The 24,637-nt window shown below is 47.1% G+C and carries 26 protein-coding genes and 1 tRNA gene; 17 read left to right on the top strand and 10 right to left on the bottom strand.

The window, feature by feature from the left end; translation table 11 throughout:
- Entirely contained in the window at positions 1-2,607 is a 2,607-nt protein-coding gene (locus tag ACEVG1_RS06925; protein WP_374742862.1) for a hypothetical protein, read from the bottom strand.
- A 114-nt stretch (positions 2,608-2,721) separates the two neighbouring features.
- Positions 2,722-2,928, bottom strand: a complete 207-nt coding sequence (locus ACEVG1_RS06920) for a hypothetical protein (RefSeq protein ID WP_374742860.1) — start codon at positions 2,926-2,928, stop codon at positions 2,722-2,724.
- A gap of 187 nt (positions 2,929-3,115) precedes the next feature.
- Here ACEVG1_RS06920 and ACEVG1_RS06915 point away from each other — a divergent pair, with 187 nt between their 5' ends.
- Both ACEVG1_RS06915 and ACEVG1_RS06910 read left to right on the top strand, forming a co-directional pair.
- On the top strand, positions 3,116-5,257 hold the full coding sequence (locus ACEVG1_RS06915; protein WP_374742858.1) for an HD family phosphohydrolase: 2,142 nt from the start codon (positions 3,116-3,118) through the stop codon (positions 5,255-5,257).
- A 77-nt stretch (positions 5,258-5,334) separates the two neighbouring features.
- Positions 5,335-5,421 (top strand) — tRNA-Ser (locus tag ACEVG1_RS06910).
- Positions 5,422-5,731: 310 nt separating this feature from the next.
- On the opposite strand, the gene ACEVG1_RS06905 is transcribed toward ACEVG1_RS06910, so the two are convergent.
- Together ACEVG1_RS06905 and ACEVG1_RS06900 are read right to left on the bottom strand one after the other, a co-directional pair.
- Complete coding sequence (locus tag ACEVG1_RS06905; RefSeq protein WP_374742856.1) at positions 5,732-6,604, bottom strand: carboxypeptidase-like regulatory domain-containing protein; 873 nt, start codon at positions 6,602-6,604, stop codon at positions 5,732-5,734.
- Positions 6,605-6,906: 302 nt separating this feature from the next.
- Entirely contained in the window at positions 6,907-8,043 is a 1,137-nt protein-coding gene (locus ACEVG1_RS06900; protein ID WP_374742854.1) for a FecR family protein, read from the bottom strand.
- Between the two features lie 248 nt (positions 8,044-8,291).
- Here ACEVG1_RS06900 and ACEVG1_RS06895 point away from each other — a divergent pair, with 248 nt between their 5' ends.
- The gene (locus ACEVG1_RS06895; RefSeq protein ID WP_374742852.1) at positions 8,292-8,915 is read left to right on the top strand and encodes a GyrI-like domain-containing protein; all 624 of its coding nucleotides are present in this window, start codon (positions 8,292-8,294) and stop codon (positions 8,913-8,915) included.
- Positions 8,916-9,105: 190 nt separating this feature from the next.
- On the opposite strand, the gene ACEVG1_RS06890 is transcribed toward ACEVG1_RS06895, so the two are convergent.
- Positions 9,106-9,636, bottom strand: coding sequence for a hypothetical protein (locus ACEVG1_RS06890; protein ID WP_374742850.1), 531 nt, complete (start codon positions 9,634-9,636; stop codon positions 9,106-9,108).
- Positions 9,637-10,555: 919 nt separating this feature from the next.
- On the opposite strand from ACEVG1_RS06890, the gene ACEVG1_RS06885 reads away from it, so the two are divergent.
- From ACEVG1_RS06885 to ACEVG1_RS06855, 7 genes are all read left to right on the top strand, one after another.
- Positions 10,556-10,687: a hypothetical protein gene (locus ACEVG1_RS06885; protein ID WP_374742848.1), complete on the top strand. Its 132-nt coding sequence runs from the start codon at positions 10,556-10,558 to the stop codon at positions 10,685-10,687.
- Positions 10,688-10,860: 173 nt separating this feature from the next.
- Complete coding sequence (locus ACEVG1_RS06880; RefSeq protein WP_374742847.1) at positions 10,861-11,622, top strand: DUF6597 domain-containing transcriptional factor; 762 nt, start codon at positions 10,861-10,863, stop codon at positions 11,620-11,622.
- A 72-nt stretch (positions 11,623-11,694) separates the two neighbouring features.
- The gene (locus ACEVG1_RS06875; protein WP_374742846.1) at positions 11,695-12,237 is read left to right on the top strand and encodes a dihydrofolate reductase family protein; all 543 of its coding nucleotides are present in this window, start codon (positions 11,695-11,697) and stop codon (positions 12,235-12,237) included.
- A gap of 43 nt (positions 12,238-12,280) precedes the next feature.
- Positions 12,281-12,538 carry a RhuM family protein gene (gene rhuM, locus ACEVG1_RS06870; protein WP_374742845.1) on the top strand — a complete coding sequence of 86 codons (258 nt, stop codon included), beginning with the start codon at positions 12,281-12,283 and terminating at the stop codon, positions 12,536-12,538.
- Positions 12,522-12,761, top strand: coding sequence for a hypothetical protein (locus tag ACEVG1_RS06865; RefSeq protein WP_374742844.1), 240 nt, complete (start codon positions 12,522-12,524; stop codon positions 12,759-12,761). The genes rhuM and ACEVG1_RS06865 overlap by 17 nt, the downstream gene beginning before the upstream one ends.
- 37 nt (positions 12,762-12,798) lie before the next feature.
- Positions 12,799-13,791 carry a S41 family peptidase gene (locus tag ACEVG1_RS06860; protein WP_374742843.1) on the top strand — a complete coding sequence of 331 codons (993 nt, stop codon included), beginning with the start codon at positions 12,799-12,801 and terminating at the stop codon, positions 13,789-13,791.
- 160 nt (positions 13,792-13,951) lie between these two features.
- Complete coding sequence (locus tag ACEVG1_RS06855; RefSeq protein ID WP_374742842.1) at positions 13,952-15,073, top strand: Gfo/Idh/MocA family protein; 1,122 nt, start codon at positions 13,952-13,954, stop codon at positions 15,071-15,073.
- Between the two features lie 24 nt (positions 15,074-15,097).
- Here ACEVG1_RS06855 and ACEVG1_RS06850 read toward each other — a convergent pair whose 3' ends face one another.
- The 4 genes from ACEVG1_RS06850 to ACEVG1_RS06835 all read right to left on the bottom strand — a co-directional run bounded on the left by ACEVG1_RS06850 (position 15,098) and on the right by ACEVG1_RS06835 (position 18,572).
- A complete protein-coding gene (locus ACEVG1_RS06850; protein ID WP_374742841.1) occupies positions 15,098-15,823 on the bottom strand; it encodes an isoprenylcysteine carboxylmethyltransferase family protein in 726 nt (241 codons plus the stop codon).
- 4 nt (positions 15,824-15,827) lie between these two features.
- Positions 15,828-16,562 carry a carboxy-S-adenosyl-L-methionine synthase CmoA gene (gene cmoA, locus ACEVG1_RS06845; protein ID WP_374742840.1) on the bottom strand — a complete coding sequence of 245 codons (735 nt, stop codon included), beginning with the start codon at positions 16,560-16,562 and terminating at the stop codon, positions 15,828-15,830.
- A gap of 89 nt (positions 16,563-16,651) precedes the next feature.
- Positions 16,652-17,707: a nucleoid-associated protein gene (locus ACEVG1_RS06840; RefSeq protein WP_374742839.1), complete on the bottom strand. Its 1,056-nt coding sequence runs from the start codon at positions 17,705-17,707 to the stop codon at positions 16,652-16,654.
- Between the two features lie 25 nt (positions 17,708-17,732).
- Complete coding sequence (locus tag ACEVG1_RS06835) at positions 17,733-18,572, bottom strand: histone deacetylase (RefSeq protein WP_374742838.1); 840 nt, start codon at positions 18,570-18,572, stop codon at positions 17,733-17,735.
- A gap of 178 nt (positions 18,573-18,750) precedes the next feature.
- On the opposite strand from ACEVG1_RS06835, the gene ACEVG1_RS06830 reads away from it, so the two are divergent.
- Both ACEVG1_RS06830 and ACEVG1_RS06825 read left to right on the top strand, forming a co-directional pair.
- Positions 18,751-19,398, top strand: a complete 648-nt coding sequence (locus tag ACEVG1_RS06830; protein ID WP_374742837.1) for a YceH family protein — start codon at positions 18,751-18,753, stop codon at positions 19,396-19,398.
- Positions 19,399-19,490: 92 nt separating this feature from the next.
- Positions 19,491-19,961: a universal stress protein gene (locus ACEVG1_RS06825; protein ID WP_374742836.1), complete on the top strand. Its 471-nt coding sequence runs from the start codon at positions 19,491-19,493 to the stop codon at positions 19,959-19,961.
- A gap of 84 nt (positions 19,962-20,045) precedes the next feature.
- Here the strand turns inward: ACEVG1_RS06825 and ACEVG1_RS06820 are convergent, their stop codons facing one another.
- Positions 20,046-20,396 (bottom strand): 4Fe-4S dicluster domain-containing protein, encoded by a 351-nt coding sequence (locus ACEVG1_RS06820; RefSeq protein ID WP_374742835.1) that lies wholly within the window; start codon positions 20,394-20,396, stop codon positions 20,046-20,048.
- A 159-nt stretch (positions 20,397-20,555) separates the two neighbouring features.
- Here ACEVG1_RS06820 and ACEVG1_RS06815 point away from each other — a divergent pair, with 159 nt between their 5' ends.
- The 5 genes from ACEVG1_RS06815 (at position 20,556) to dnaJ (ending at position 24,376) form a co-directional block, all read left to right on the top strand.
- Positions 20,556-21,572: an acyl-CoA reductase gene (locus ACEVG1_RS06815; protein WP_374742834.1), complete on the top strand. Its 1,017-nt coding sequence runs from the start codon at positions 20,556-20,558 to the stop codon at positions 21,570-21,572.
- Positions 21,573-21,612: 40 nt separating this feature from the next.
- Entirely contained in the window at positions 21,613-21,816 is a 204-nt protein-coding gene (locus ACEVG1_RS06810) for a fructose-6-phosphate aldolase (RefSeq protein WP_374742833.1), read from the top strand.
- Positions 21,817-21,820: 4 nt separating this feature from the next.
- Positions 21,821-22,501, top strand: a complete 681-nt coding sequence (locus ACEVG1_RS06805; protein WP_374742832.1) for a cell division ATP-binding protein FtsE — start codon at positions 21,821-21,823, stop codon at positions 22,499-22,501.
- A 144-nt stretch (positions 22,502-22,645) separates the two neighbouring features.
- Positions 22,646-23,215 carry a nucleotide exchange factor GrpE gene (locus ACEVG1_RS06800; protein WP_374742831.1) on the top strand — a complete coding sequence of 190 codons (570 nt, stop codon included), beginning with the start codon at positions 22,646-22,648 and terminating at the stop codon, positions 23,213-23,215.
- 12 nt (positions 23,216-23,227) lie between these two features.
- Positions 23,228-24,376, top strand: a complete 1,149-nt coding sequence (dnaJ, locus tag ACEVG1_RS06795; RefSeq protein WP_374742830.1) for a molecular chaperone DnaJ — start codon at positions 23,228-23,230, stop codon at positions 24,374-24,376.
- The last annotated feature ends 261 nt before the right edge of the window (positions 24,377-24,637 follow it).

The following is a 24,637-nucleotide window of genomic DNA, read 5'->3' as shown; positions in this document are numbered from 1 at the left end:
TCATCGATTGACCACGTTAAATCCTCCGGTTCCCATCAGTGGTCTCAACGTCGATTCCACCAGCCCCTGCACAACGATCTCGAACTCGCCCGTCACATCCGATGTGAAGAAGCTGAACGTGGCCGTGCCGTCAGCATCCGTATACACATTCGGGTTCCAGTAAACAGTGGAGCGCATATCCAGCTCGGTGGTGGGATAGGTTCCATAATCCGGCAACGGGAATTCCTCCGGGATGGTGATATTTTTGATATAGTTGATGTCTCGGTAACGGCCGCAGCCGAGGTAGATGACTTTATTCTCAGACGCTAAATCAATACCCGAAACTTTATTCAGGCTATAATCATAAATCCTGCCTTTTGTAGGTCTATATGCAGGACGTGCCGGACAATTGAGGTAGTTGCAAAGTTCGCAGATCATATCCTTGCAATCTGCTTTCAGTCGTCTGGGGGTAACTTCCCGTGCACCGATAACTACTTCTTCCAGAAGATTGATCTCATTAAAACTAAAAGCAGATGCGATTTTCGGACTTTCGCCCCTTACATCAACATGGACTTCCGGTGACAACCACGGTTTGGAGGCGACCAGACTGTCGTAGCCAATATCATCATCTATCCACCTGACTAAGTAGTTATTTTCTTTCGAGTCTCCCTTATAAATATCAAGAACCCAAGGCGCATCCCGAAAAGCGTGCAGTTGCGACGCCGGGATAAAGAAAGTGCCGTCAGCGTCAACGTTTACCGATACATACTTATATTTATCCTCTCTCGCGTCGTTTCTCTTATTCTTTCCGACGAGCGACAAAAGAACTTCATTGGCGGGCTTTAAGGAGCGGATGTTAATTTCCTGGATTTTTTTCTTATTGCGCGAGGCAATGATCCCCGTGGTTCCGGCTACAGGAAAGTGGTTGGATATACTGGTTGGAGAATACGTAGGCATGCTTTCCCAACGCTTCCCGTACCAGCTACGCCCCAACAGCACCTGATCGTAGTCAATTTTTTTTTCCATTGAAAACAACCGATATTGAACTTGCGGGACAAAGTCATTATGATAACGCTGCTGCAAAATGTTGCGAAAAACGAGGCTATCATTTCGGTTCCTGTCGGTTGCCGCCACGGAAAAGTTGGCAACAACCGGATTCCCTGATGCATCCGTTGCACGAATGCTGACCGTTACTTTCTGGTGCGTTCCATATTCCTGTCGATCGGTCGTCATCGTAACCCTATAGGGTTCGTCGGCCCTATTCAGAAAAAGCCGCTCGGCCTGTGGTGTCCCATCCCTGTCGAACACCGCCAAATTCAGCACGTCCTTTGGGTATTTGCTCACGGGAACGATGACCATCACCGAATCGCCCGGAAGGATTTCCTGTTGGGTGCTCCACAGGATTCCGCTGTTGGTGCGCAATACCAACAAGGCGGTGCTGTCCCGTCCATAATTCCGTACCATGGCCCTGCTGCCCGTGCTGTCCTGGCTCAGCTTCAGGCTGAAGCCTTCAAGCCGAGCGGCTGGTGGGACGTCAAGCGTTGTCTGTCCGCGGCCATCCAATGTCTTTACCGTATACCGTACACCTGCCACATGCGGGAGTTGAACCGTGGCCATGCCCTGTGCACCGGTAGCAACGCAGGCAACGGTGCTGTCTCCATCCATCACCCGCACGGAGGTCTGGACCGGGTTACCGACGATATCCAGCACCTCGATGGCGACACGCCCGCCCGGCACAGGTCTGCCGCCTTCGGGAAGGCAATTCACCGTCACAGGATTACCCCGGTGCGGCAGGTTCAACGCCAGCTCCGCGTAATCATTGCCCTTCGTGAAGAGCAGCTTCACGTTCAGCGATTCATGGTCGGCCAGATTGGGATAGGTAAAGTTCACGAACGCTTCGCCGAATATATTGGTGGTCAGTCTGCCGTACTTCAGTTCTTCACCGCCGGCCAGCAACTGGTATTCGCCTTTGACAGCTTCGGCGAAGCTGCTATTCTCGGTGAGGTTTACCTTCACTTGCACCTGTCCTCCCCCATACAGCATGGCGGTATCGATTACTGACGCCGTTGCTTCCAGCCGCCTGCCGGTAACACGACCGATCCGGAGGGGTTGAGCGAATACGTTGGTATCTCCCACCGCTACCATACGATCCGTGTAAGCGTATAGCATATAATGGCCATCTATAAGCGTAGGCTCAACAATATACTTGCCGTTCACATAACGCGTGGCCTTTCCGGGTTTGGACAATGCAATGTTCCCGTGCGCCCGGATATCATAAATCGGAAATTGGGCACTAGAAACCTCATTCCGCTCGCCATCAACGATTCGCACATACAGCACCTCTGCTTTTAGCGAAGTATCTCCCAGTAAATAAGCCTTGAACCAAACCGTCTCTTCGGGTGTGTATGTTGTCTTGTCTAAGTGCAGGTAGAGATTGCTGTTTGGATGGGCTGCTTGATGGTTCGCCAGCTGCTCCTGTAAAACGGGTAACATATCCGGTTGCTGTGCCCTGAGAGAAAATCCGGCAGCCGCAATCAACAGCAACATGATAGCCAGTTCCAATAGTTTACTGCCTATTCGGAGGTGCTGTACGGCTCGGTTGGAATTTTCAGGTTTGCCCTTACCCATATGGGTGATGCTATTTTCGTTCTAATTGGAAGCGCATAAATCGGAATAACCGCATCACAAGTATACCGATTGATTTTTGAAATTCAAAACAATGCACTTTTAGGCAACGTAAATTTACTTATCGGCAAGGGAGTCAAAACGTTCAGCCAACTCATGGGAGCGTATACCAGCTGCCTCCTCCCGGGGGGGCGACTGGCTGTCTGGCAGCCGCCCGGCGAATAGGATATTCAGCAATTGCCTTACTTGCCGGTAGTCAAACTCAGATTTGGCCAAGGTAATCAGGTACGCACTGTCGGTAATCTCAATGTTCGATGTTGTCATGATACAATTTTTGTGTTCCGACTGGAAAGGTACCTCCCGACCAATAACTTACCGTTACCGTCGGTTTAACATATCATTAAAAAAACTATCTACTTGGCGTTGGCGGCTTTTGGAGCCGTTTTGTTACCTTTGCCACGTACCATCCCCTGTTGTTGGACCTGTATGTTTGTTACCTAATGCGCTGGATGTGGCAAGATTAAAGATCAGATATAAGTCGACAGACACCAAGGGAAGTTATTCCTATCTACTGAAGTATGGGATGATACTACTAAGTATCATACTGATTTCCATGCTTTTGCCAAAGCAACCCCGATTCAGGTACGAATACGAAAAGGGAAAGGTTTGGATGCACGAAGATTTGGTTTCGCCTTACAACTTCGCTGTATTGAAAACACAGGCAGAGCTTGAGAAAGACCGCGAAAATGTGCTCAAGTCGGTGTATCCCGTCTACGATCACCACGTGCAGGTAGCCGAACAGCAACTCGCTAGGTTCGAAACAGACCTGCCAGAGAAATGGCAAGCCGGGGGGTTGGATACGCTCAACGAAAACCAAGCCGTTTATGAGCAGGTAGGCGAGCAATTGCTTACTGAGATATATAGGCGGGGAATCATCGCGCTCAACAACAAGTTCCAGGTAGACCGTACGAACTATAATTTCACGCTACTTACCGACAATGTAGCCAAGCAGATGAATACCGCCAGTGTATTGACCACTGAGACTGCATTGGAGTACCTGAAGAGAACGATCGGCAACCGGTCGGCCATAAAACAAAAAGACTGGTTCGTCGATGTATTGGGCGACTATATCAATGTGAATTACCTGTTTAACGAGTCGCTCACCACGAAATTGGAAGAAGATGCGTTGGCAACCATTTCAACTACGAAAGGCATGGTACAGCGCGGCGAACTCATTGTGGCCGGTGGGACTACCGTAAACAACGAAATATTTCAAAAAATAGAATCATTGCGGAAGGCCTACGAAGAAGAAGCCCGCATCGGCGGCAACCGATCGTTGTTACTATTAGGTCAATTTCTCGTGGTTGCCTTGATGGTAACTCTCCTTTTCGTATTCGTGTACCTCTTCCGGAAGGACATCTACCACAACAACCGGCTTATCTTCCTTATACTGATTGTCATTACTGGCATGTTGGCGGTTTTATCATGGGCGATTACCATCAAAATACCAAGCCTTTACTACATCCCTTATTGCATTGTCCCGGTGATTGTACGCGTGCTTTTCGATACGCGGCTGGCGCTCAACATCCACCTGCTCATGGTGTTATTGGCTGCATTTTTTGTTCCGAATAGTTTCGAATTTGTTTTCTTGCAGTTTTCCACGGGCATGGTGGCTATATACAGTATCAAAACGCTGATAAAGCGGGAACAGTTCCTGATTTCGTCGGCCATCATCCTGGCCACCTACCTGGTTGGCTATATCGGCATGGGGTTGATGCGGAACGGATCGTTCAGCAACCTCTATTGGTCTGACCTCACCCCGTTTATTTTCAGTGTGCTGCTTACGCTGCTCGCCTATCCGTTGATCTATGCATTCGAGCGTGTATTCGGCATCATTTCCGACGTTACCTTGATGGAATTGACCAACAGCAACTCCAAGCTGCTACGCGAGCTTTCGTACAAGGCTCCCGGCACATTCCAGCATTCCATGCAGGTGGCCAACCTCGCCGAGGCAGCCATTTACCAAATCGGAGGCAACACGTTGTTGGTAAGGGCGGGTGCACTATACCATGATATCGGCAAGATGTCGAATCCACAGTATTTCATCGAAAACCAAACGAAAGGGTACAATCCCCACGACAGCCTTTCGTTTGAACAAAGTGCCCAGATCATCATCTCCCACGTGGCCAAAGGGGTTGAGCTGGCTAAAAAGCACCAACTTCCCGAGGTCATCATCGATTTCATCCGCACCCACCACGGCACCACCCGGGTAGACTATTTCTACCAATCGTACATCAAATCCTTCCCCGAAAAACTGGTGGACGAAGACATGTTCCACTACCCGGGGCCTATCCCCTTTTCGCGGGAAACTGCCGTCTTGATGATGGCCGACTCTGTTGAAGCCGCATCACGGAGCTTAAAAGAACCTACCGCGCAGGGTCTCCATGACGTGGTCGATAAAATCATCGAATCCAAGATGAACCAGAAGCAGTTTATCAATAGCAACATCACGTTGAAAGACATCACCACGGTCAGCGAGATATTCAAGGAGATGTTAAAAAGCATCTATCACGTGCGTATCGACTACGATGCAAGCAAAAAAAACACGCCGGTTTCCAAAACGGATTCTCCAGCTACAGACGCTGCGGATTAGCCCGTCAAGAAATTGATTTTTTGGCACACAACTTTTCCGAAATTCGTTTTTTTATGTTACGTTTGCAGGCGCAAAACGGTGAGGTGCCTGAGTGGCCGAAAGGAACAGTTTGCTAAACTGTCGTACTGGAAACGGTACCGAGGGTTCGAATCCCTCCCTCACCGCAAGAGATGATGTGTGGGTAGTTTGAAAGTCTGTGGCAAAATCGTGGCAATGATGGAATCAAGTATGTAAATCATTGCAAAACAACACGGAAACGCAACAGTTCAAATCCCGCCCTCACCGCTAAAGAGGATTACAAAAAATGCAAAGCCCTGCAAATACTGTATTTGCGGGGCTTTGCATTTTACATTTATGCACAAATTTCGCAAAAACAGTCAAAACTTTCGTGGCAAAATCGTGGCAATAGACACGCCTTTAAAAATTGCCACGAAATACCATACAAACTTTTGACTATCAACCTGTTCAGTTAATTTACATCTTGTTTACAATGCGTCTGGACCTAATTTTTGTAACCAAAAACATAGGACAATCATGGAACAAAGTTTCAGTCTGCTCTATTTTCTCAAGAGCAGTAAAAAGGACAAAACTATCCCAGAACGATTGCTTATCCACTTCATCGTTGAAGAACGGAATACCGTCGATGACAAATAAAGGCAGATTATTCCCGCTCAGGTTCGTATTCCCTCTGACGATGATATTGGAAGAGCCGCCCAGCCCCGTAGTGCCACCCGTGATGAACAATCCGGCGGCCTTGCCCGATAGTGCCTGCACCAGGTTGGGGCTGGCAGACGTCGAAATTTCTTCGCCCTTTATGGATTGCACTGCATAGCCGATTGCCCGCTTTTCGCGGGTGATTCCCAGGGCTGTCACCACAACTTCGTTGAGCCCCGATACGGCAACCTGAAGTTGAACGCGCAGGCTTGCCCTGCCATCTACCGGAATTTCCTGGGTTTGGAATCCGATATATGAAAATACCAGTACGGCGCTGCGCGGAACAACGATCCAGAACTTGCCGGATTCATCGGTAGTGGCACCGGTAGCCGAACCTTTAACCTGTATGGAAACGCCAGACAATGGCCGGCCTTGATCGTCCGTTACGACGCCATCCAGCTTATAGTCGTCCGATTGGACTCCTTTTGGAGCGATGACGACCAATTCATCCGGCAACAGACGGTAGGAAAGGCTGTTGTCGAGCAACCTGTCCAGGATTTCGGTAACTGGCATGTCCTTCACCTGGATATTGACCTTATCGAGGTGTTTCAGATGGCCGTAGTTATAGAAAAAGCGGTAATCGCTTTCCTTCTGTATTTGGCTGAGCACCCTGTCTACGCTGACATTCCTCATATCGAGCGTAAAACGTGTCTGCGAAAATACATTTGCAGAAACCTGGATACTGCAAACAAATGTTAAAATAAAGATGAGCTTCATATAACGTACCAGTCTCGGTAATAACGTATCGCCATTAAAAAGAACTGACAAGAGTATTTTTTTCATACTTTTGTTTTGAAAGATTAATAACTAGGAGTCGATGGGTCTGATTTTCGTCGCTCCAGATGATCTGATCGAAGGAAGAGTTGCTGCTCTTCCTTTTTTTAATTAATTAACCGTTTCTTATATAATACATCGTCATTTTTTAGTGATTATAATTAGCGTCTTACGTAAACAGTATCATCCTCTATGCGATACTGAAAACCGGTGGTCATTTGTAGTAGTTTTAATGCTTTGTGAATGTTTTCATTTTCAAAAACGCCGGACAGTCGCTCATTACGCAATAGGTCGTCTTCGAAAATGATATGAACATCGTACCGTCTTTCCATTCGCTTCGCCAATTCATCAAACGATTCATTTTCAAAAGCAAGTTTGTCCTGTATCCACGCAACTTCGGGAACCATGGCGATGGCAGGAATTTCAGACACCGCTTCCACCTCGAAGTTAACCGCTGTGGGGTTTTCCGTAACGACCTTGGTGTTTCGGGCATCGGGCAAACGGAACGCTTTGTTGTTGACGGTTAATTTCTCGTTAGGCGATAGAACAATGTCATGATCGGGTTTTCCGTCGATCTTGACCACTACTTTCCCGCTGATTAACGTGGCCTCTATTTTATTCGTATTTTGATAAGCTTGCACGTTAAATTCGGTTCCGAGCGCCTCAACGGATATATTGCCTGCATGAACGATAAACGGATGGTCTTTATCATGAGCCACATTGAAATAAGCCTCGCCTTCGAGATACACATGACGCGTTTTCTGCACAAAATTACTGTCATAACGGATGTGGCTTCCCGCGTTCAACCATACTATCGTACTGTCTGGAAGTATTTTTTTGACCTTCATTCCGTTGGGTACGTTTACCTGACTTGTACCAGCTGTCCTTGAAGATGGTTCGCCGTAGTTCATGATGAAATAAAAACCACAGCCAAGAAAAATAAGGCCGATACCAACGGCTATACCGCTCATCCATGCCGAGAAGAACCGCCTCGCTGGCTTCTCTTCCTTATTCTCCGCAATCCTCTCCGTGGTTTGGAAGTCACCCAATTCCTGCTGAAGCATGAGCCAACCCTCACGAACCAGGTGATCTTCTCCCAACGGTGGCTCTTTATGAAGTCTTTCTCCTTCAAAGGATTGCAGAATTTCCATCAGCACCTGATGATCAGGGTGTTTTTGCAGAAGGTCCTGCAACTCAGCTTCCTCTTCGGGAGACGCTTCTTGCCCCATTTTCTTTGCCAATAGCTGCAATATTCTATCCGAAATCATATGTTCAATCTTGATACGTGCTGAATGCATCTGCTTTACGGCCCTATACAGGGCCAATACTATGGTAAGGACACCTGTTTTCCGAAAAGTCCTTAAAAACACGGAATCTTTTTTCAGAAAAACAGAAAAGTAGTTCGGGTTATACCTAATAGGCGTTGAGCTTGTGTTGCAAATTTCGATATCAAACCAAGACAAGGTATTTGGAAGTCGCGGGGCTTAACTGCCATAGGGTTGTCATCCATTCCATCGTATTTTGCGAAAAAGATAGGACAATCGCTATGAAAAAATTTGACCTGATGAATCGATACAAATCGTATTACACCGCCAAGACGACGCCGGAGCTGGTGGACATCGAACCTGCATACTTCCTTTCGCTGACTGGTAAGGGCGACCCGTCGGGTGTTCCTTTTGCCAATAAGCTGCAGGCACTTTATGCCACGGCTTACGCTATCAAATTCAGGAGCAAGCAGGCGGGAAGGGATTTTACCGTCGCTAAACTCGAGGCGCTGTGGTGGTATGACGAAAAGCGTTTCGGCAACCCATCCATGGCCGATGCACCAACGAAAATACCCCGAAGCGAATGGGAATACCGGCTGTTGATACGGATACCCGAGCACATCACCGAAAAGGACGTGCAGCAAGGGATTGACATTGTATTGCGGAAAAAAAAATCTGACCTTGCTGGGGCCATTGAATTTTACCGGATGGCGGAGGGCAAATGTATCCAAGTGTTGCATGTAGGGCCCTATTCCACGGAGCCGGGAACGCTGGCGCGAATTGCTGAATTCTCGGAATCGAACGGGCTTAAGCGGAACGGCGTGCACCATGAAATCTACCTGTCCGACTTCCGAAGGACCGCACCGGAAAAGCTAAAGACCATTCTGCGGGAGCCGGTGAAATAGGCTGCACTGGTATTGTATATGGAGTGGAGGAATAAAACAAAAAGTTTTGAGGCCGCAATTTGTGACTTCCAATTCAGACAGGCAGGGCTTTTTTCGTTGGAGCGTTACAATCTCGATATCCTCGCTCACAAAACAGGGATAACTCGCGGTGGTCGGAGGGATACGTTTCACAAGTGACAACTAGAAGACGCTAGGTTTTAATTCGCGATGCAAACCCGGGTCTTTGTCGAACTAAAGTCCTTCGGAATTCATCAAACCCTTTTACATGTTGCTGAATCGATAACCGCTCTCGGGAACCCGCGTATAGGTAGACAACAGCTAAATTTGTATCATGAACCACATCTGTTATATCAGCCCATGCGATACGTTTGACACGGCCAAGCGGACCACGACAGATTATAACCTGCTCGTCGAATAGCACGGTATGGTTGTAATACACAAGTAGCCCATACACTCCGAAAAAACCAAACAGAAACAGAATTAATAAAAGAAACGCAAAACCGGTCGTATCCATACGTTCATGGTCATAAATAGCCCCAGCAATACACACCAAGCAAATCAATAGGCATATGAAAGACAAGTATTTGTAGGACGGGTGCATGACAAGTTTGGCCAATCCGTCTGTAGTGAACGACACATCATTTGCTGTTTTGCGAATGTACCAATACAAGAAACCGCCGAATGCAGCGGCTATAAAAGAAGAAATGACCTCGATCATCACGCTGGTGTAATTTAATAGTTTACTGTGCGTAATATAACTCAATTTCCAGGATGTTTTCCGGTTTCATAAGAAATCCCGAAAATCCTTGACAGCCTTGATGCAACCGGGATACCGGAAAGAAGTCCAGCAGGAGGCCCTTGATTGGGCTGTGACCCATGATAAGATTTCCGGAGCGACGAGGACCTGAAAATAGAATTCACGGATTTACTTTCTTCAAAATGGAGCTTGAACATCCTTGATTTTATTTTCACTAATCCTGTTTTCAGGAACAACAAATTTGTAAACACAACACAAATTCCAGCGGCTACAGCCGCGGGTGTCATCAAAAAACTAACGGAAAGAGGGTATTTGGCACAAAAGGAAGCCGCTGCTGGAAGGCGGCCCGCACTCTATTCGTTTGAACCACTTATGCGATTGGTAAGAGTGTAGGTGGATTTTTCGGGAAAATCGGAACTAAAGGACCTGTTGGGAGATAAGCTCAGAACGGCGCTGGAAGATATTGAGCAATATCATGAATGTGGACCTATGGGAAAAGCAAAGGAATTCCTTGATGGCTTATAAAATAAATGATTCCAGAATTCTATGAATATCCTCTTCATATGCAGCAGAAACCAATGGCGCAGCCTATCGCCGGAGGATAAAGCCGGGCTTATTGCGGAACTGACAAAACTGAATCCAGAGATTGAGGTTGTATAAACAAAAAATCCCTGTTTCTTATCGAAACAGGGACCGCCCCAATGGGGTTAGGGGCTATCAACCTAAACCTGCCGGCAATATAGGCACCTCTACCCTACCCTCCAAATAATGGGCGGAAAAAGTCGTATAAGTTTCGAAATTGTTGCTATGGGAAAAATTTCCTAATTATGTTGACAAACCAATATTTTTAACATCACATTTGTGGGGTAATGTCACATGGTACATGGCTCGCTCTCCCGAGGCGGGTATTGCGGAATCATTGGCCTACTTGCACCGCGCACTGGAGCGCGCGGAGGAATTTCATAAAAAATTGCAGGGGTATTATGAGGTGGAGTTGAGGCGGAAATCCAAATAGGAACTAGATATTTGATTACTGGGCCCGAACGATAAGCCCATTGCGGTTATACACGGGTACACTCAAACAACGAACCGCTAACAAGGCATTGCCTTCTATCAGCCTTTGTGCTATATTTGTACTGACGGTTTTTAAATACCCCCACTTTGGCAGTACCCGCACCGTTCGCGGTCATGGTAGCGAACGACACCACAAAATCTATGGAGTACAAAAAAATAAAACCTTACAAAGAATTACAGCCTCTTATTCATTTCTATTGGGAATTGAAAGGAAACGAACTTGAAAGACAATGGGAACGGGTTTTTCCAGATGGCTGTGCCGGTATTTTAATGAATTTGGGAGATACTTGTTTGACAGACAACGGCTCGGTTTCAATGGAATTTGGAAAAACCTATGTAGTTGGCGCGATGACTTCATTCAAAGACAGCTTGATTGACAGCGATACACATTTATTAGGTGTGTGCCTAAAACCGGCGACTTTTGCTAATTTTTACAATTATGCTTCACAAAATGAGTTGACTAACGACACTGTTGAACTTGAAAAATCCTATTCATTTAATGTTGATGAAATACTTGAAAACCCATTCAATTACTTTGATCATTTTTTTTCAGAAAGATTAAAAAGCAAAAACAACCAATTGCAATCAATTATCAATGATATCCACGCAGCAAATGGGCAAATCAGCATTTACGAACTAGCAAAAGCAAATTTCACAACCGTAAGACAGCTGGAGCGAAACTTTAAAAAGTACATTGGATTATCACCAAAAGAGTATTCAAATATTATCCGGTTTCAAAATGCGTTGAGTATAATTAAAAATTCAGGTACTTGCAGGAGCTTATCAGATATTGCATTTGAGTGTGGCTATTATGACCATTCGCATCTCACCAACGAAATTAAGCGAAATACTGGACGCTCACCATCGCTACTTTAATTTGTCGCATTTTTACAAAGTGCGAGTGGCGGTCCAAAAGTAATTTTGCAGAAACTTTAAAATTTCAAACAAATGCGAAAAATATCACTTTTCATTGCAATCAGTTTAGACGGCTACATTGCAAAACCTAACGACGACCTTAGTTTCTTAAAAATAGTTGAAAAAGAAGGCGAAGACTATGGTTATGCGGAATTTACGTCCGAAATTGACACCATAATTATTGGCAGAAGAACCTACGATTATGTAATTAAAGAAATCGGCCCAGCTCATTACGACAACGGACACCGGGATGTTTATGTCATAACAAGAACTGAAAGGCCTAAAGTGGGCCGAACGACTTTCTATACCGGGGACATAACCGAATTAGTCAAACGGTTAAAATCCGCAAAAGGAAAGAATATTTATTGCGACGGTGGTGCTGAAGTAATCAATGAACTATTGAAAGAAGACCTAATAGACGAGTCTATAATTTCGGTTATACCAGTTTTATTGGGGAATGGGACAAGACTTTTCAAAGACGGTAGACCTGAACAAACCCTTGAATTCTTAACCGCAAAAACATTTGAAACGGGATTGACGCAGCTGCATTACAAACGACTGCGTAACTCGCATTGAGACGCGATTGGAGAATGAAACGGTTCGGCTTACATAGGCACAAATGGCGGAGTTATTTCAAAAAGGGCGAACAACGATTACCGAACACCTTCAACATATTTTTGAAGTGGGTGAATTGAAAGAGAAATCAGTATGTCGGAAATTCCGACATACTGATTCGGATGGCAAGGAATACCTTACAACCTTCTACAACCTCGACGTCATCATTTCAGGAGGCTATCGCGTGAAGAGTCACCATGGCCGTCAAATTCTTGCGACACCGTCGCAAGAATTGACAATGGCATATGGGAATTTTGACTAGCTTTACAGCAGGGCTTGTTTGTACGTTGCAACAGGCAAGGGAAATTACCAATATGGTTGAACCGAAGGAACTGATTGATACCATTATTACCGTATTACAGCAATACGATTATAAATTCACCAGAAAATCCGAAACCGAGCTGAAGGTACATCGTAAAGGAGCGCATGGTTTTGATATCGTACTCGAAACAAGCTACAGAGAAAACACGCCTTGTGTCTTTTAGACAAAATGCTACGGGGCATCAAAACAAAACATAAATAATGGGCAAATATCTTATATTAACAATCTCAATCCTATTCGTACTTTCATGCCAAAATAAAAAGCAATGGACTTACAATGATTTCTTCGAACAGGCTTTTAGCCTAATTGAAGAACGTTCTATCAAAAAAAATGAAATAGATTGGGAAGTCTTGAAACGCACGGTAACGGATTCAATTAACCATTTTCAAAACAACGAAGATGTTTACCGTGCCATAGGTTACACCGTCAGCTTAATCAATGATGGACATAGCATTTTTCTTAGCCCTCAAACCCCGAATGTTTTTACAGCTGACACATTGCCAATTCCTGATATCGTCACGGAAATTATTGATGACGATATTGGCTATATAAAACTTACCGGATTTATTGCAAATGTTGACAACTCAAGAATTTATTCGAGGCGAATTAGGGAATCATTATATGAGCTGGACCGGTCATCAATTATTACGGGCTGGATTATTGACGTGAGGGAAAATAACGGCGGGATGGCTTCAATGATGCCATTAGGCCTGGCCCCTATGTTTCGAGACTCGCTAATCGGATATCATGTGAATAACAAAGGAGAATATTTTTCAGAATATTGCACCAATGAATACTACCGTATTGAAGATATGATGGTAGAAAAAAACTCAGCTCTAAATTTCAATCTTTTAAATAAAGATAAACCAATAGCCGTATTGATCAGTGATAGAACCGCCAGTGCAGGAGAAATGTTAGCTTCTTCTTTCAAATTTCAAAAGAACACAATGACATTTAGTACCCCCACTAAAGGATTGACTTCTTCATTGGAATTGATGGAATTCAATAGTAATGCTAAATTATTCTTGGCCACCATGTATTTATGTAATCGTGATAAAGAGATTATTAACAGCGGTTTGAATCCAGATGTGGAATGTAGCTCAGAAAAAGCATATGAGTTAGCAATAAAGTGGTTAAAAACGCCCTATGACAGCGCTTATTTGCAGAAGGAAAGTGATCGCTTGTGGGACTGATATGCTTGCTTATTTTGCAAGACAGAGGGTGCTTATCAGCTATTTTTTTCTATTTTTGACTAGCCCACTCCCGCTGCGGGCCAGCGAACTGCTGATAAACAATCCGATGGGAGTAGTTGTTAACCGTATAAAAAAAATAGACCATTACAACACAATGAAAATGAATTCACGTCGCGATTTCCTACAAAAGCTGGCTGCCTCAGCCGCCGCCCTACCTTTCCTGTCGGCACACCACGCGTTTGGCAACACCGAGCTCCCCCACGCTACAGCACAGGACCCTACACTCCGTGTAGCATTAATGGGGCTTGGAGGGTACGCGTCGCGGGTTGCGGAGGCCATACAATCTTGTAAGCGCACTAAGATAACCGGGCTGATCAGCGGAACGCCCGCCAAATTAGCCGATTGGGGAACCCGGTTCGGCGTTCCCGAAACAAGCCGGTACAATTACGAGAATTTCGATCGAATTAAGGATAATCCCAACATCGATGCTGTGTATGTGATTACGCCCAACGCGCTACACCACGACCAGGTAATCCGGGTAGCCAAAGCGGGAAAACATGCCATTTGTGAGAAGCCGATGGCGCTTAATGCCATTGAAGGACAAGAAATGGTGGATGCTTGTACCAAGGCAGGCGTCAAATTGTTGGTGGGCTACCGGATGCACTTCGAACCGAAGACCGTTGAAGTGGTGCGCATGCGCGCTGCGGGCGAATTTGGAGCCATCAAGTTCTTCCAAGGGCAATGCGGTTTCCGGATCGGTGACCCTACCCAATGGCGGCTGGATAAAGACCTCGCCGGCGGTGGTGCACTGATGGATATCGGCGTCTATGCGATTAACGGTTCACGCTATATGATCGGCGAGGAACCGGTGTGGGTTACGGCACAGGAAACCAAAACAGATCCGGTAAAATTTAAGGAGGGGGTGGATGAAACCATCCTTTTCCAGCTGGGCTTTCCAAGCGGAGCGGTGGCATCCTGCCTATCCACCTATAGCATGGGTTACCTAGACCGCTTTTTCCTGAACGGCGAAAAGGGTTTTGCGGAGATGCAGCCCTCCACCGGCTATGGCCCCATCAAAGGGCGCACCAACAAAGGCGAATTGACACAACCGCATGTAACCCACCAAACGCTGCAAATGGATGCAATGGCGGGTATCATCTTGGATGGTAATACGCCCCCGGTACCGGTGGATGGCCACGAGGGGTTGAAAGATCTCAAAATCATTGATGCCATTTACCGTGCGTGTGCAACGGGCACCAAACAGGAACTGAATCTTAGTTAACGTGGTGTAGCGCCCTCCGGGGTGCTACACTTCTTCCCATTTGCCGGATTTCTTCAGGTAGCGGATGGTATAGTAATAACAAGCCAATACCAACACGGCAACGATAAACCAAGTGTTCCGTGTGGTTTCATCCCATGCCCAGTTGTTGCTGTACTTGAACACCAATATCACAACGATAAAGAGCAGCCATATCACTTGCGTGTTGTACTCGCGTTTCAACCAACGTTTCCAGGAGAAATGCATGCCCGAAACGGTCTTCCTCAACCCAACGGGGTTTATTAACCAACGGTGTACGCGTTTGGTATAGGCATCGAATTGAGTGCCGAATTTATTACGTAGAAAATGTTCCTCAGCCAAAACGATGGCCTGGTAAATGAACAGGAAAAGCGGTATGAAGACCAGCATGTAAAGCAGTGAATTAACAAGTATGCCCGCACCAACAAGCATCAGGATATTGCCAACATACAGCGGATTGCGGCAATGGGCAAAAATACCATTGGTCACTAGCGTATTGGCATATACTTTCTTGTCTTTGCCCCCTCTTACGATATAGGCCAACGCAATCGTGGCTCCGCGGATGAGCTGCCCCAATATGGTGATGGCCAACCCGATAATGAGGGGATAGCGGTAATAGTGCGGACCGAAGGTCGCTTCGCTGAATACAGGGGTAGATGGAATAAATAATGCCAGGTAAAGAAAAATGAAGAGAAAATTCCGGTATTTAAAGAAGAAATTGCCAATCTGTACCATCCCACTAATTTTTTATCGCAATAAACCCAGAAAAATTATACCACTTGAAGAATACTTCGGTATGGCTGAAACCCGCTTCCATCAACATCTTTATATTTTCGCTTAACTTGTAGGGGATCAATACATTTTCAAGCGCCTCCCTTTTCTGCGAGATTTCCAGCTCGCTATATTGATTGCGGCGCTTATAATCATAATAATATTTGATAAAGTTGCGGTTGAACAGACTGTCTTCGGCCAAGATCTTCTCGGAGATAACCAATACGCCCCCGGGATTGAGCCCTTCATATATGCGTCTGAGCAGTTTCTCCCTGTATATGGGTCGTACAAACTGCAAGGTAAGGCAGAGGACAACGGCGGATGCGTTTTCGATCGTAAAATCCTGATGAAGATCAGCGTTTTTCAATTCATAAGGGCGTTTGAGCTTAGCCTCCTTTAATTTTTGGGTGCACTTTTCTAGCATGTCCTTTGAATCGTCAACCCCCACAAAACGGATGCGATCATCGACCAGTGGGTCCAAATGGAGGAAGGTGGTCCCTGTTGAACAGCCTAGATCGTACACGTTCGTGTTGGGTACGGCAAACTCGCATACCTGCTCGATAATCATCCGCTGGATTTCGTTGTAGTAAGGAACAGAGCGCTCCACCATGTCGTCAAACGCATTGGCAACCGTGGCGCCAAACTTAAAATCCGAGGGCTTCTTGATCACCTCGTTAAATACCTCGTCCTTTTTTTTCGTCATACAGTTTATTAGGCTATATCATTTGAATGGCGACCAAAGTAGCCGCGAAATCTGGAAAGAATCTGGAAATAATTGACAGAGAAACACCACTAATGCTCTTCCTTAAAGTACACTTTGTAATAGTTCATACCCTTTTCTTCGTCAAATCCCTTCTCGATGTATTCCCTTTTTCCGTGCACATAGATATGGAAATTCTTGTCCAATTTCAATACGCTTTTATAGGTAGCATTTGCTTTCTTCACCGCACCGGGGGCAATATCAAACTGTTCACCGAAAGGCGACTCGTATTCATTTTCAAATTGCTGGCGATAGTCGTTAAAGAGGGCGGCAGCTTGAGGATTGCCCAACACCTCCTCTTCAAATTCTTTCGTTTTGAATGTATCTTTCTCCTTAAAGTAGTCCATCGAACGATTCAGCAAATCGATCTTATCGGCACGCTCCAACTCGAAGGTCTCGTCCAACCCTTCGTTAACAAACGCTTTATACACCTTGAGGAAATTGCCCGTTTTATGAAATGAATCGTTACGTACGCGTACCCCTAGGAAGCTATCTTTCCAGTAGACGGCTTCCTGCTGCCGATTCGTTTGGTCGACGGCCAGCACTTTATAGCCCTCCTCATGCTCCGCATTCAAAATGATGCAGCCTTTATCCAGTTTATTGATATTGATGGCCTCCTGCTCATACCCCAGTTCAAAGGAGCTTTGTAGCGGTGATACTTTGAGAAAAGGCTCCTTGTTTTCGGATTTGAATATCCCAATCGCATCGTGTTCCTGCCCTTCCAGCTGTACGTTGCGGAGATACACCACATAGAGCTCCCCGCCCTTTATATGGGGGTGGTCCGATGCTTCAAAGAGGTGTTTGCATATTTGCTCACCCAATGTCTGGAAATCGAGGTTGCCCTCGAAAAACGACTTCGAAAAATGGTATACCTCATTCAGTTCGAGCGTGCCGCTGGAATGCCACAATCGATATACCTCTTGAACCTTGGCAAACGGACTTAGGAAATAGTGCATCAGCAAGGTGGTAAGCTGTTCGTCTTCCAAAACGATGGGCGCTTCGCTGAGCGCATAAAACTCATCGCGCAGTTTATTGCCTACGCGGTGGATGGCTAATTGATCGATCGTTGCATCGGTATAATAAAACATCTGCTTATAAGATAAGTGGTTACATTCATTCATACACGCGGATGGCCTCCGCAAACGTTTGGCAGTGCGCGTCTACAATATCACGGATATGCGTTGAATACCCCCCACCCATGCTCACCTGTACGGGCACCGCTGCCGATTTACAGTATTGGAACACCAGTGCATCCCGTTTCCGGCACCCCGACCTGCTTAGCGCCAGTTTTCCCAGCTTGTCTGTATCCAATACATCTACGCCCGCCTGGTAAAACACAAAATCGGGCCGCACCCGATCGAAAATCAATTCGAGGTGGTGTTGCAACAATCCGAGGTATGTGTCGTCGTCGGTTCCATCCGGCAAGCCAACATCTACATCGGACCGTTCTTTCCGGAAGGGGAAATTACGTTCGCCATGCATCGAAAACGTAAACACGCCGGGGTTGCCATCAAACAGTTGCGCAGTACCGTTTCCCTGGTGCACGTCCAGATCGATGATGAGCACTTGCCGACAAATCTCCTGGCCAATCAACCAGGCAGCGGCCACCCCCTGGTCATTGAGTAGGCAAAACCCTTCTCCCCAGTCAAAACCAGCATGGTGGGTGCCGCCGGCCACATTGAAAGCCACGCCATGTTCCATGGCAAAGTGGCAACCGTCTACCGTGCCCTGCACAATACGTAGCTCACGCTGCACCAACTGCGCAGACAGCGGAAAACCGATACGGCGCACCATTGCCGATGGAAGTGCCACATCGAGCAACTGGCGGCAATAATCGGGCGCGTGGGCTTGCACAATCATAGATAACTCAGCCAACGCAGGTTCAAAAAACTGAGCTGGCTGCACCGTTCCATTATGGAGCAATTGGGCCGGGATCAGTTCATACTTCTCCATTGGAAAACGATGCCCGGTGGGCAGCGGGTGCGAAAAACAAGGATGGTATGCAATGCGCAACAACAGCGTAACGATTTAACCCGACGAAGATAACAATTGGAGCGCTTTTTCACACAAAGTTGTTTAATTGGGATAATTGTTCCATTTTTGGGAGGTAACAAATTAATGAAACCGAACCATGGATACTACACCGCCACTGCCCACCCTATCTGCCGAAGAGCAGCGCGTTTTGGGTGCTTTAATGGAAAAAGCGAGAGCTACCCCCGAATACTACCCGCTTACCCTCAACGCGTTGGTTGCGGCGTGCAACCAGAAAACATCGCGGAAGCCCGTTGTCCAGTACGACGATAACACGGTAATTACTACGCTCGATTCCCTTCGTAAAAAAGGGCTCGTATCCACTGTGGTGGGAGGCTCTAGCCGGGTCACCAAATACAAGCACAATTTTGCGGTGGTGTACCCTGTCATTCCCGCTGAAGTCGCTATCATCTGCCTATTGCTGTTGCGCGGCCCCCAAACGCCCGGAGAGCTCAACACCAATTCCGGAAGGTTATATGAGTTCGAGTCGCTCGAAGAAGTGCAGTCGTTCCTAGACAACCTGGCCCATGCTGACCAGCCGTTTGTAAGGTCATTGCCGAAGCGTCCGGGGCAAAAAGAAGCCCGCTACATGCAGTTGCTGGGTGGCACAGCCATTCCCGAGGAAGATGATGCTACGGGCGAAGACACCGGATACGCGGAAGGCGTAGCAGCCCGCCTGGCCAAGGTAGAGTCCGAACTGGCCGCTTTGCGCGCGGAGTTTGATAAACTCATGCAGGAGCTGTCATAGCCGTATGCTGTAGGTGGCTTACGGGTGGAAAACCAAAACCCATAAATTGTTGTTATATTTACGGAAGCAATGGAATAATAACCCAAGTAGTTATGGAAACGAAACCAGTGGTTTATAATCGCATACTCATCGCCACGGATGACAGCGAATGTTCAAAGAAAGCATTGCAACACGGATATAGCCTTGCCAAGACCATGGGGGCATCCGTTGCGCTTATCCACGTTATCGAACCTGCGGCACCAACCAACTATGGCGCAGACCCCTTAATGGGGCAGCAGCCCATCATCATTCCGGAAACCACCGAAATACAGGAGGAAAACTCCAAATCCATGCTGGAAGAAATAAGCAAGGGTTTTGAAGACCTCAAAGAAGTGTTTACTTTCAGCCGGATAGGCAACCCGAAACAGGAAATACTTTCGGTGGCCAGCGAATGGGCCGCAGACCTTATCATCATGGGCACGCATGGCCGCACCGGCTTTGACCATTTCATATCGGGCAGTGTATCCGAAAGCGTAACGCGGAGAGCCCCCTGCCCCGTGCTGGTGGTTCCCGGCAAATGCTAAAGCCAACGACTGTAAAATAACCAGGCCCCCCATCGCTTGATGGGGGGCCTGGTCTCTTAGGGTTGAAATTAAACCGAGCCGGAATTACTCAGCGTGCAGCCAAGCCTTCTTGGCCAGTAGCTCCTCTTCCGTCTCGCGGATGTCCTCATCGTCCACACAGCAATCTACCGGGCATACCGCGGCACACTGCGGCTCATCGTGAAAGCCTACACACTCCGTGCACTTGTCCGAAACGATGTAATAAACCTCGTCCGATATGGCTGTTTGTTCTTCATCAGCATCTAAAGTGGTACCGTCGCCAAAATCAATAACGCCGCTCAGACTGGTCCCCTCAGAAAACCGCCAGCTCACCCCTGCGTCGTATATTGCGTTGTTTGGGCATTCGGGCTCACAGGCCCCACAATTTATGCATTCATCTGTTATCTTAATTGCCATCTAACTCTTACGCTTACGAATATGATAAAATAAAAAAACTATTTTTGCAACTTGATTGAAAAAAGTTCACTACAAAATTAGTCGTCTTTTTGCTGTCAAACAAATTTAGCAGCAAATATATAACAAATCTTGTGTATTAACGGCCTTAAGATTCAGATTTTGACAAAGAAACAACGCATAGACGCTTTCACTAAACTAGGGGATTACCTGCTGTCGGACCACCCGCAGTTGCAGCAGGTGGTTGAATCTGCCCATCGCAACAACCCTTGGTTCACGCCGGCAAACACGCGCCGGGCCCTCACGGCAATTGCGCACAATTTAACAAGCAGGGCGCTCCAGGACTGGCTAGCCCCTTACCCTTTTGACGGCGATATGGACGAAACCGTTGGGCTGGTGCTGGCGGGCAACATCCCATTGGTCGGTTTCCACGATATCCTTTGTGTACTGGTCGCAGGCTTTAATGTACAGGTGAAGGCGGCAACGGCGGATCCGGTGCTAACCGCCCACCTGCTGGCAAAGCTACAGGATATAGAACCTGTATTTACTTCGAGAATTAAGGTGACCGACCGACTAGCCGATTTTGACCTGGTCATTGCCACCGGTAGCGACAATAGTTCGCGGTATTTCACCTACTATTTTGGGGGCAAGCCCCATATCATACGCAAAAACCGCCATAGCATAGCTGTATTGACAGGCACAGAAAGCATGGATGAGCTCAGCCTGCTCGGCAACGACGTATTTGACTACTTCGGCCTCGGCTGCCGCAGTGTATCCAAATTGTTTGTACCCGAGGGGTACGACCCTTCGCATTTCTTTCAAGGCATTGCACCATTCGCCGACGTCATCAACCACCATAAATATGCCAACAACTACGACTACAACAAGTCCATTTACCTCATCAACGGCGATCGACACGCTGACAACGGTTTTCTGTTACTGAAGCCCGATACACGGACCGCATCGCCACTGGGGGTGGTATATCTTGAAGAATACCCGTCCGAAGAAAAACTTGTCGACAGATTGAACGAACTGGCCCCGCAGCTGCAGTGCGTGGTGAGCAACGCGCAATTGCCCATTGCCACCCCGGTGATTCCATTTGGACGAAGCCAGCAACCCGCCCTCCACGACTATGCAGACGGCATCAATACATTGGATTTTTTGGCGGCGCACCGATGAAGCCTTTATCTTTCACGTAATAATGCTAACTTTGTGGACTATGTATGTGATCAAAGTCAAAGGCGTGGCTAAAATACCGGACTATGTCCAACTACGCGATGATGCATTTACATTGCTTGCTTATTTCCGGGTAGACCGGCCAGACAAATCCCTTGAAAAACTGGGATTAGGTGAGAAAACAGCAGACATCATGGAAATTGTCAACGAAATGCCCTTCGGACAAATTAAGAAATTAGAACTGTAACTATATGATCGGCGATACGGTAATCACCCTCAAAAATGTTGATATCTACCAACCCAAGCACCTGGTTCTTGCTAACGTAAACCTGACGATCGATAAAGGCGAATTTGTCTTCCTTATCGGACAAACGGGAAGCGGCAAAAGCAGTCTGCTCAAAATCATTTATGGCGATTTACATATCGCCAGCGGTGAAGGGATGGTTGCCGGGTTCGACCTAAAAAAACTCAGCGAACGCGAGGTACCGTTCCTACGCCGTAAGCTCGGGATTGTTTTCCAGGATTTCCACTTGCTTACCGACCGGACGGTGGAAAAGAACCTCGCCTTTGCCCTACGGGCTACGGGCTGGAAAGACAAAAACCTCATCAATAACCGGATGCTGGATGTGCTCGAAAAGGTGGGGTTGCGTTCCAAGTTAAAGAAGATGCCACATGAGCTATCCGGAGGCGAACAGCAACGCGTAGTCATTGCCCGGGCATTGCTGAACAATCCGGAAATCATCCTGGCCGATGAGCCCACGGGCAACCTGGACCCGGAAACTTCCGAAGAGATTGTCCTGCTATTGAAAGAAATCAGCCGAGGGGGCACCTCGATCCTTATGGCTACGCACGACTATCAAATCATCCGCAATATGCCGTCACGCATCATCAAAACTACCGACGGCATGCTGCAGGACAATGTGTCAATATAATCCTGCACTTACGACAGCTACCCATCTGAACACGCCATTTTGGGCATGTACATACGCGAAATACTGACAGGGTGACCGGATTTCACTGCTGGCAGCGAAATTGCGGTTACGAGCGGCAGTTGACAACTATGTTTGATGACAGCTATGGCAAGAAACAAGAAGAAACACCACCACGACAATAACAACACCATGGAAAATCCAGAAGCGTCCGTGACGGAAACGGATGCTGCCTCAACCGAAAAAACACAGGTTTCTGATGAACCCGCAGCGATGGAGCAATTGCGTACCGAGCGCGATGCCGCCAATGACAAGTACCTGCGCCTGTATGCCGAATTTGACAATTACAAGCGCCGGGTGGCAAAAGAACGTATTGAACTTATGCAAACTGCGGGAAAAGAGGTTATTTCCAACCTGCTCCCTGTAATAGACGATCTGGACCGTGCCCTGAAAGCATTTGAAACCGCCACAGAAGTGGCTCCGGTACGGGAAGGCGTATCGCTAGTGGCCCAAAAACTGAAGACCATTTTGACCAACCAGGGGCTAAAAGAAATGGAGTCTATTGGAAAACCCTTCGATGCTGACTTGCAGGAGGCGATTACCAACGTGCCCGCTCCAACGGACGATCTCAAAGGGAAGGTGATTGACGAGATCGAAAAAGGTTATTTTTTGCACGACAAGGTGCTACGCCACGCCAAGGTGGTCGTTGGAAGTTAACGGATAATAAGCATGGCAAAACGAGACTATTACGATATATTAGGTATTTCACGGAATGCTGATCAAGCTGAAATAAAGTCAGCTTATCGCAAACTCGCCATCAAATACCACCCCGACAAGAATCCGGATAATAAGGAGGCGGAGGAAAAGTTTAAAGAAGCCGCCGAAGCGTACGAGGTGTTGAGCAACGCCGAAAAACGCCAGCGCTACGATCAGTTTGGTCATGCCGGCGGTGCATCCGGAGGGTTTGGCGGTGGCGGCATGAATATGGAAGACATATTCAGCCAATTCGGCGACATCTTCGGTGGCGGTGGCAGTCCGTTTGAAAGCTTTTTCGGTGGTGGCGGGCAGCGTGGCGGCCGCCGCGTTGCCAAAGGATCAAACCTGCGCATTAAGGTAAAGCTGACGCTCAGCGAGATCGCGAAAGGTGCAGAAAAGAAAATCAAGGTCAATAAAAAAGTGGTTTGTTCCACTTGCGACGGGACCGGGGCCAAGGACAAATCGTCATTCAATACTTGCCGTACTTGTGGTGGCACTGGTTCTGTAAGGCGGGTTACCAACACCATCCTTGGCCAAATGCAGACCACCAGCACCTGCCCCACATGTAATGGCGAAGGCGTGGAGATATCTGCCAAATGTACCACATGCCATGGTGAAGGACTGATGCGCGGCGAAGAGACCATCAGCATCAATATCCCCGCCGGTGTAAGCGAAGGCATGCAATTATCCATGAGTGGAAAAGGCAATGCGGCCCCACGCGGAGGCATACCTGGCGATCTGATCATCCTCATCGAAGAGGTGCCGCACGAAACGCTGAAGCGTGACGGGACCAACGTGATCTATGATTTGTACATCAATTTCGTGGATGCTGCGATGGGCACGAGTGTGGAAATCCCAACCATCGACGGCAAAGCGAAAATCAAAATTGAATCTGGCACACAGGGTGGAAAGATATTGCGCCTGAAAGGAAAGGGTGTCCCCGAGGTAAACTCCTATCACAAAGGCGACCAACTGGTCTACGTGAACGTATGGACTCCCAAAGCGCTGTCATCGGAAGAGAAAGAACTCCTCGAACGTTTACGGAGTTCACCAAACTTCAAGCCCCAACCGGGCAGAAACGAGAAAACATTTTTCGAACGGATAAAGGAATACTTCGAATAAGACCATCGGTGCTATAACCCGTCTTCCTTGACTACAAAACCTGTAAAGCAAGCACACAATCCGTGGGAGTGAGTATACGGTTTTGGTGGTTGTCCCACGCTTGTCAATTCGACATTGACAATATTTGGCAAAAAGTCAATTAATAATTTGCCAATTCTTGGCTGTCAATCCTTTCTTCCATCCCTAGTTGTTCAAAGCCACACGAAGCTTCCAAAATTACATATAAATGGGTTACAAAGCCATTTTCAGCTTTTGACCAAA

Origin of the sequence: Parapedobacter sp. 2B3 (genome assembly GCF_041925275.1) — a bacterium.
GTDB lineage: Bacteria > Bacteroidota > Bacteroidia > Sphingobacteriales > Sphingobacteriaceae > Parapedobacter > Parapedobacter pyrenivorans_A.
This window is presented reverse-complemented; position numbering and strand designations above follow the sequence as displayed.

Excerpts from the sequence above, each read along its gene's own strand:
- ACEVG1_RS06925 (WP_374742862.1), bottom strand. The coding sequence starts at position 2,607 with ATGGGTAAGGGCAAACCTGAAAATTCCAACCGAGCCGTACAGCACCTC.
- ACEVG1_RS06920 (WP_374742860.1), bottom strand. The coding sequence starts at position 2,928 with ATGACAACATCGAACATTGAGATTACCGACAGTGCGTACCTGATTACC.
- ACEVG1_RS06905 (WP_374742856.1), bottom strand. The coding sequence starts at position 6,604 with ATGAGGAATGTCAGCGTAGACAGGGTGCTCAGCCAAATACAGAAGGAA.
- ACEVG1_RS06900 (WP_374742854.1), bottom strand. The coding sequence starts at position 8,043 with ATGCATTCAGCACGTATCAAGATTGAACATATGATTTCGGATAGAATA.
- ACEVG1_RS06895 (WP_374742852.1), top strand. The coding sequence starts at position 8,292 with ATGAAAAAATTTGACCTGATGAATCGATACAAATCGTATTACACCGCC.
- ACEVG1_RS06885 (WP_374742848.1), top strand. The coding sequence starts at position 10,556 with ATGGCTCGCTCTCCCGAGGCGGGTATTGCGGAATCATTGGCCTACTTG.
- ACEVG1_RS06880 (WP_374742847.1), top strand. The coding sequence starts at position 10,861 with ATGGTAGCGAACGACACCACAAAATCTATGGAGTACAAAAAAATAAAA.
- ACEVG1_RS06875 (WP_374742846.1), top strand. The coding sequence starts at position 11,695 with ATGCGAAAAATATCACTTTTCATTGCAATCAGTTTAGACGGCTACATT.
- rhuM (WP_374742845.1), top strand. The coding sequence starts at position 12,281 with ATGGCGGAGTTATTTCAAAAAGGGCGAACAACGATTACCGAACACCTT.
- ACEVG1_RS06865 (WP_374742844.1), top strand. The coding sequence starts at position 12,522 with ATGGGAATTTTGACTAGCTTTACAGCAGGGCTTGTTTGTACGTTGCAA.
- ACEVG1_RS06860 (WP_374742843.1), top strand. The coding sequence starts at position 12,799 with ATGGGCAAATATCTTATATTAACAATCTCAATCCTATTCGTACTTTCA.
- ACEVG1_RS06855 (WP_374742842.1), top strand. The coding sequence starts at position 13,952 with ATGAATTCACGTCGCGATTTCCTACAAAAGCTGGCTGCCTCAGCCGCC.
- ACEVG1_RS06850 (WP_374742841.1), bottom strand. The coding sequence starts at position 15,823 with ATGGTACAGATTGGCAATTTCTTCTTTAAATACCGGAATTTTCTCTTC.
- cmoA (WP_374742840.1), bottom strand. The coding sequence starts at position 16,562 with ATGACGAAAAAAAAGGACGAGGTATTTAACGAGGTGATCAAGAAGCCC.
- ACEVG1_RS06840 (WP_374742839.1), bottom strand. The coding sequence starts at position 17,707 with ATGTTTTATTATACCGATGCAACGATCGATCAATTAGCCATCCACCGC.
- ACEVG1_RS06835 (WP_374742838.1), bottom strand. The coding sequence starts at position 18,572 with ATGGAGAAGTATGAACTGATCCCGGCCCAATTGCTCCATAATGGAACG.
- ACEVG1_RS06830 (WP_374742837.1), top strand. The coding sequence starts at position 18,751 with ATGGATACTACACCGCCACTGCCCACCCTATCTGCCGAAGAGCAGCGC.
- ACEVG1_RS06825 (WP_374742836.1), top strand. The coding sequence starts at position 19,491 with ATGGAAACGAAACCAGTGGTTTATAATCGCATACTCATCGCCACGGAT.
- ACEVG1_RS06820 (WP_374742835.1), bottom strand. The coding sequence starts at position 20,396 with ATGGCAATTAAGATAACAGATGAATGCATAAATTGTGGGGCCTGTGAG.
- ACEVG1_RS06810 (WP_374742833.1), top strand. The coding sequence starts at position 21,613 with ATGTATGTGATCAAAGTCAAAGGCGTGGCTAAAATACCGGACTATGTC.
- ACEVG1_RS06805 (WP_374742832.1), top strand. The coding sequence starts at position 21,821 with ATGATCGGCGATACGGTAATCACCCTCAAAAATGTTGATATCTACCAA.
- ACEVG1_RS06800 (WP_374742831.1), top strand. The coding sequence starts at position 22,646 with ATGGCAAGAAACAAGAAGAAACACCACCACGACAATAACAACACCATG.
- dnaJ (WP_374742830.1), top strand. The coding sequence starts at position 23,228 with ATGGCAAAACGAGACTATTACGATATATTAGGTATTTCACGGAATGCT.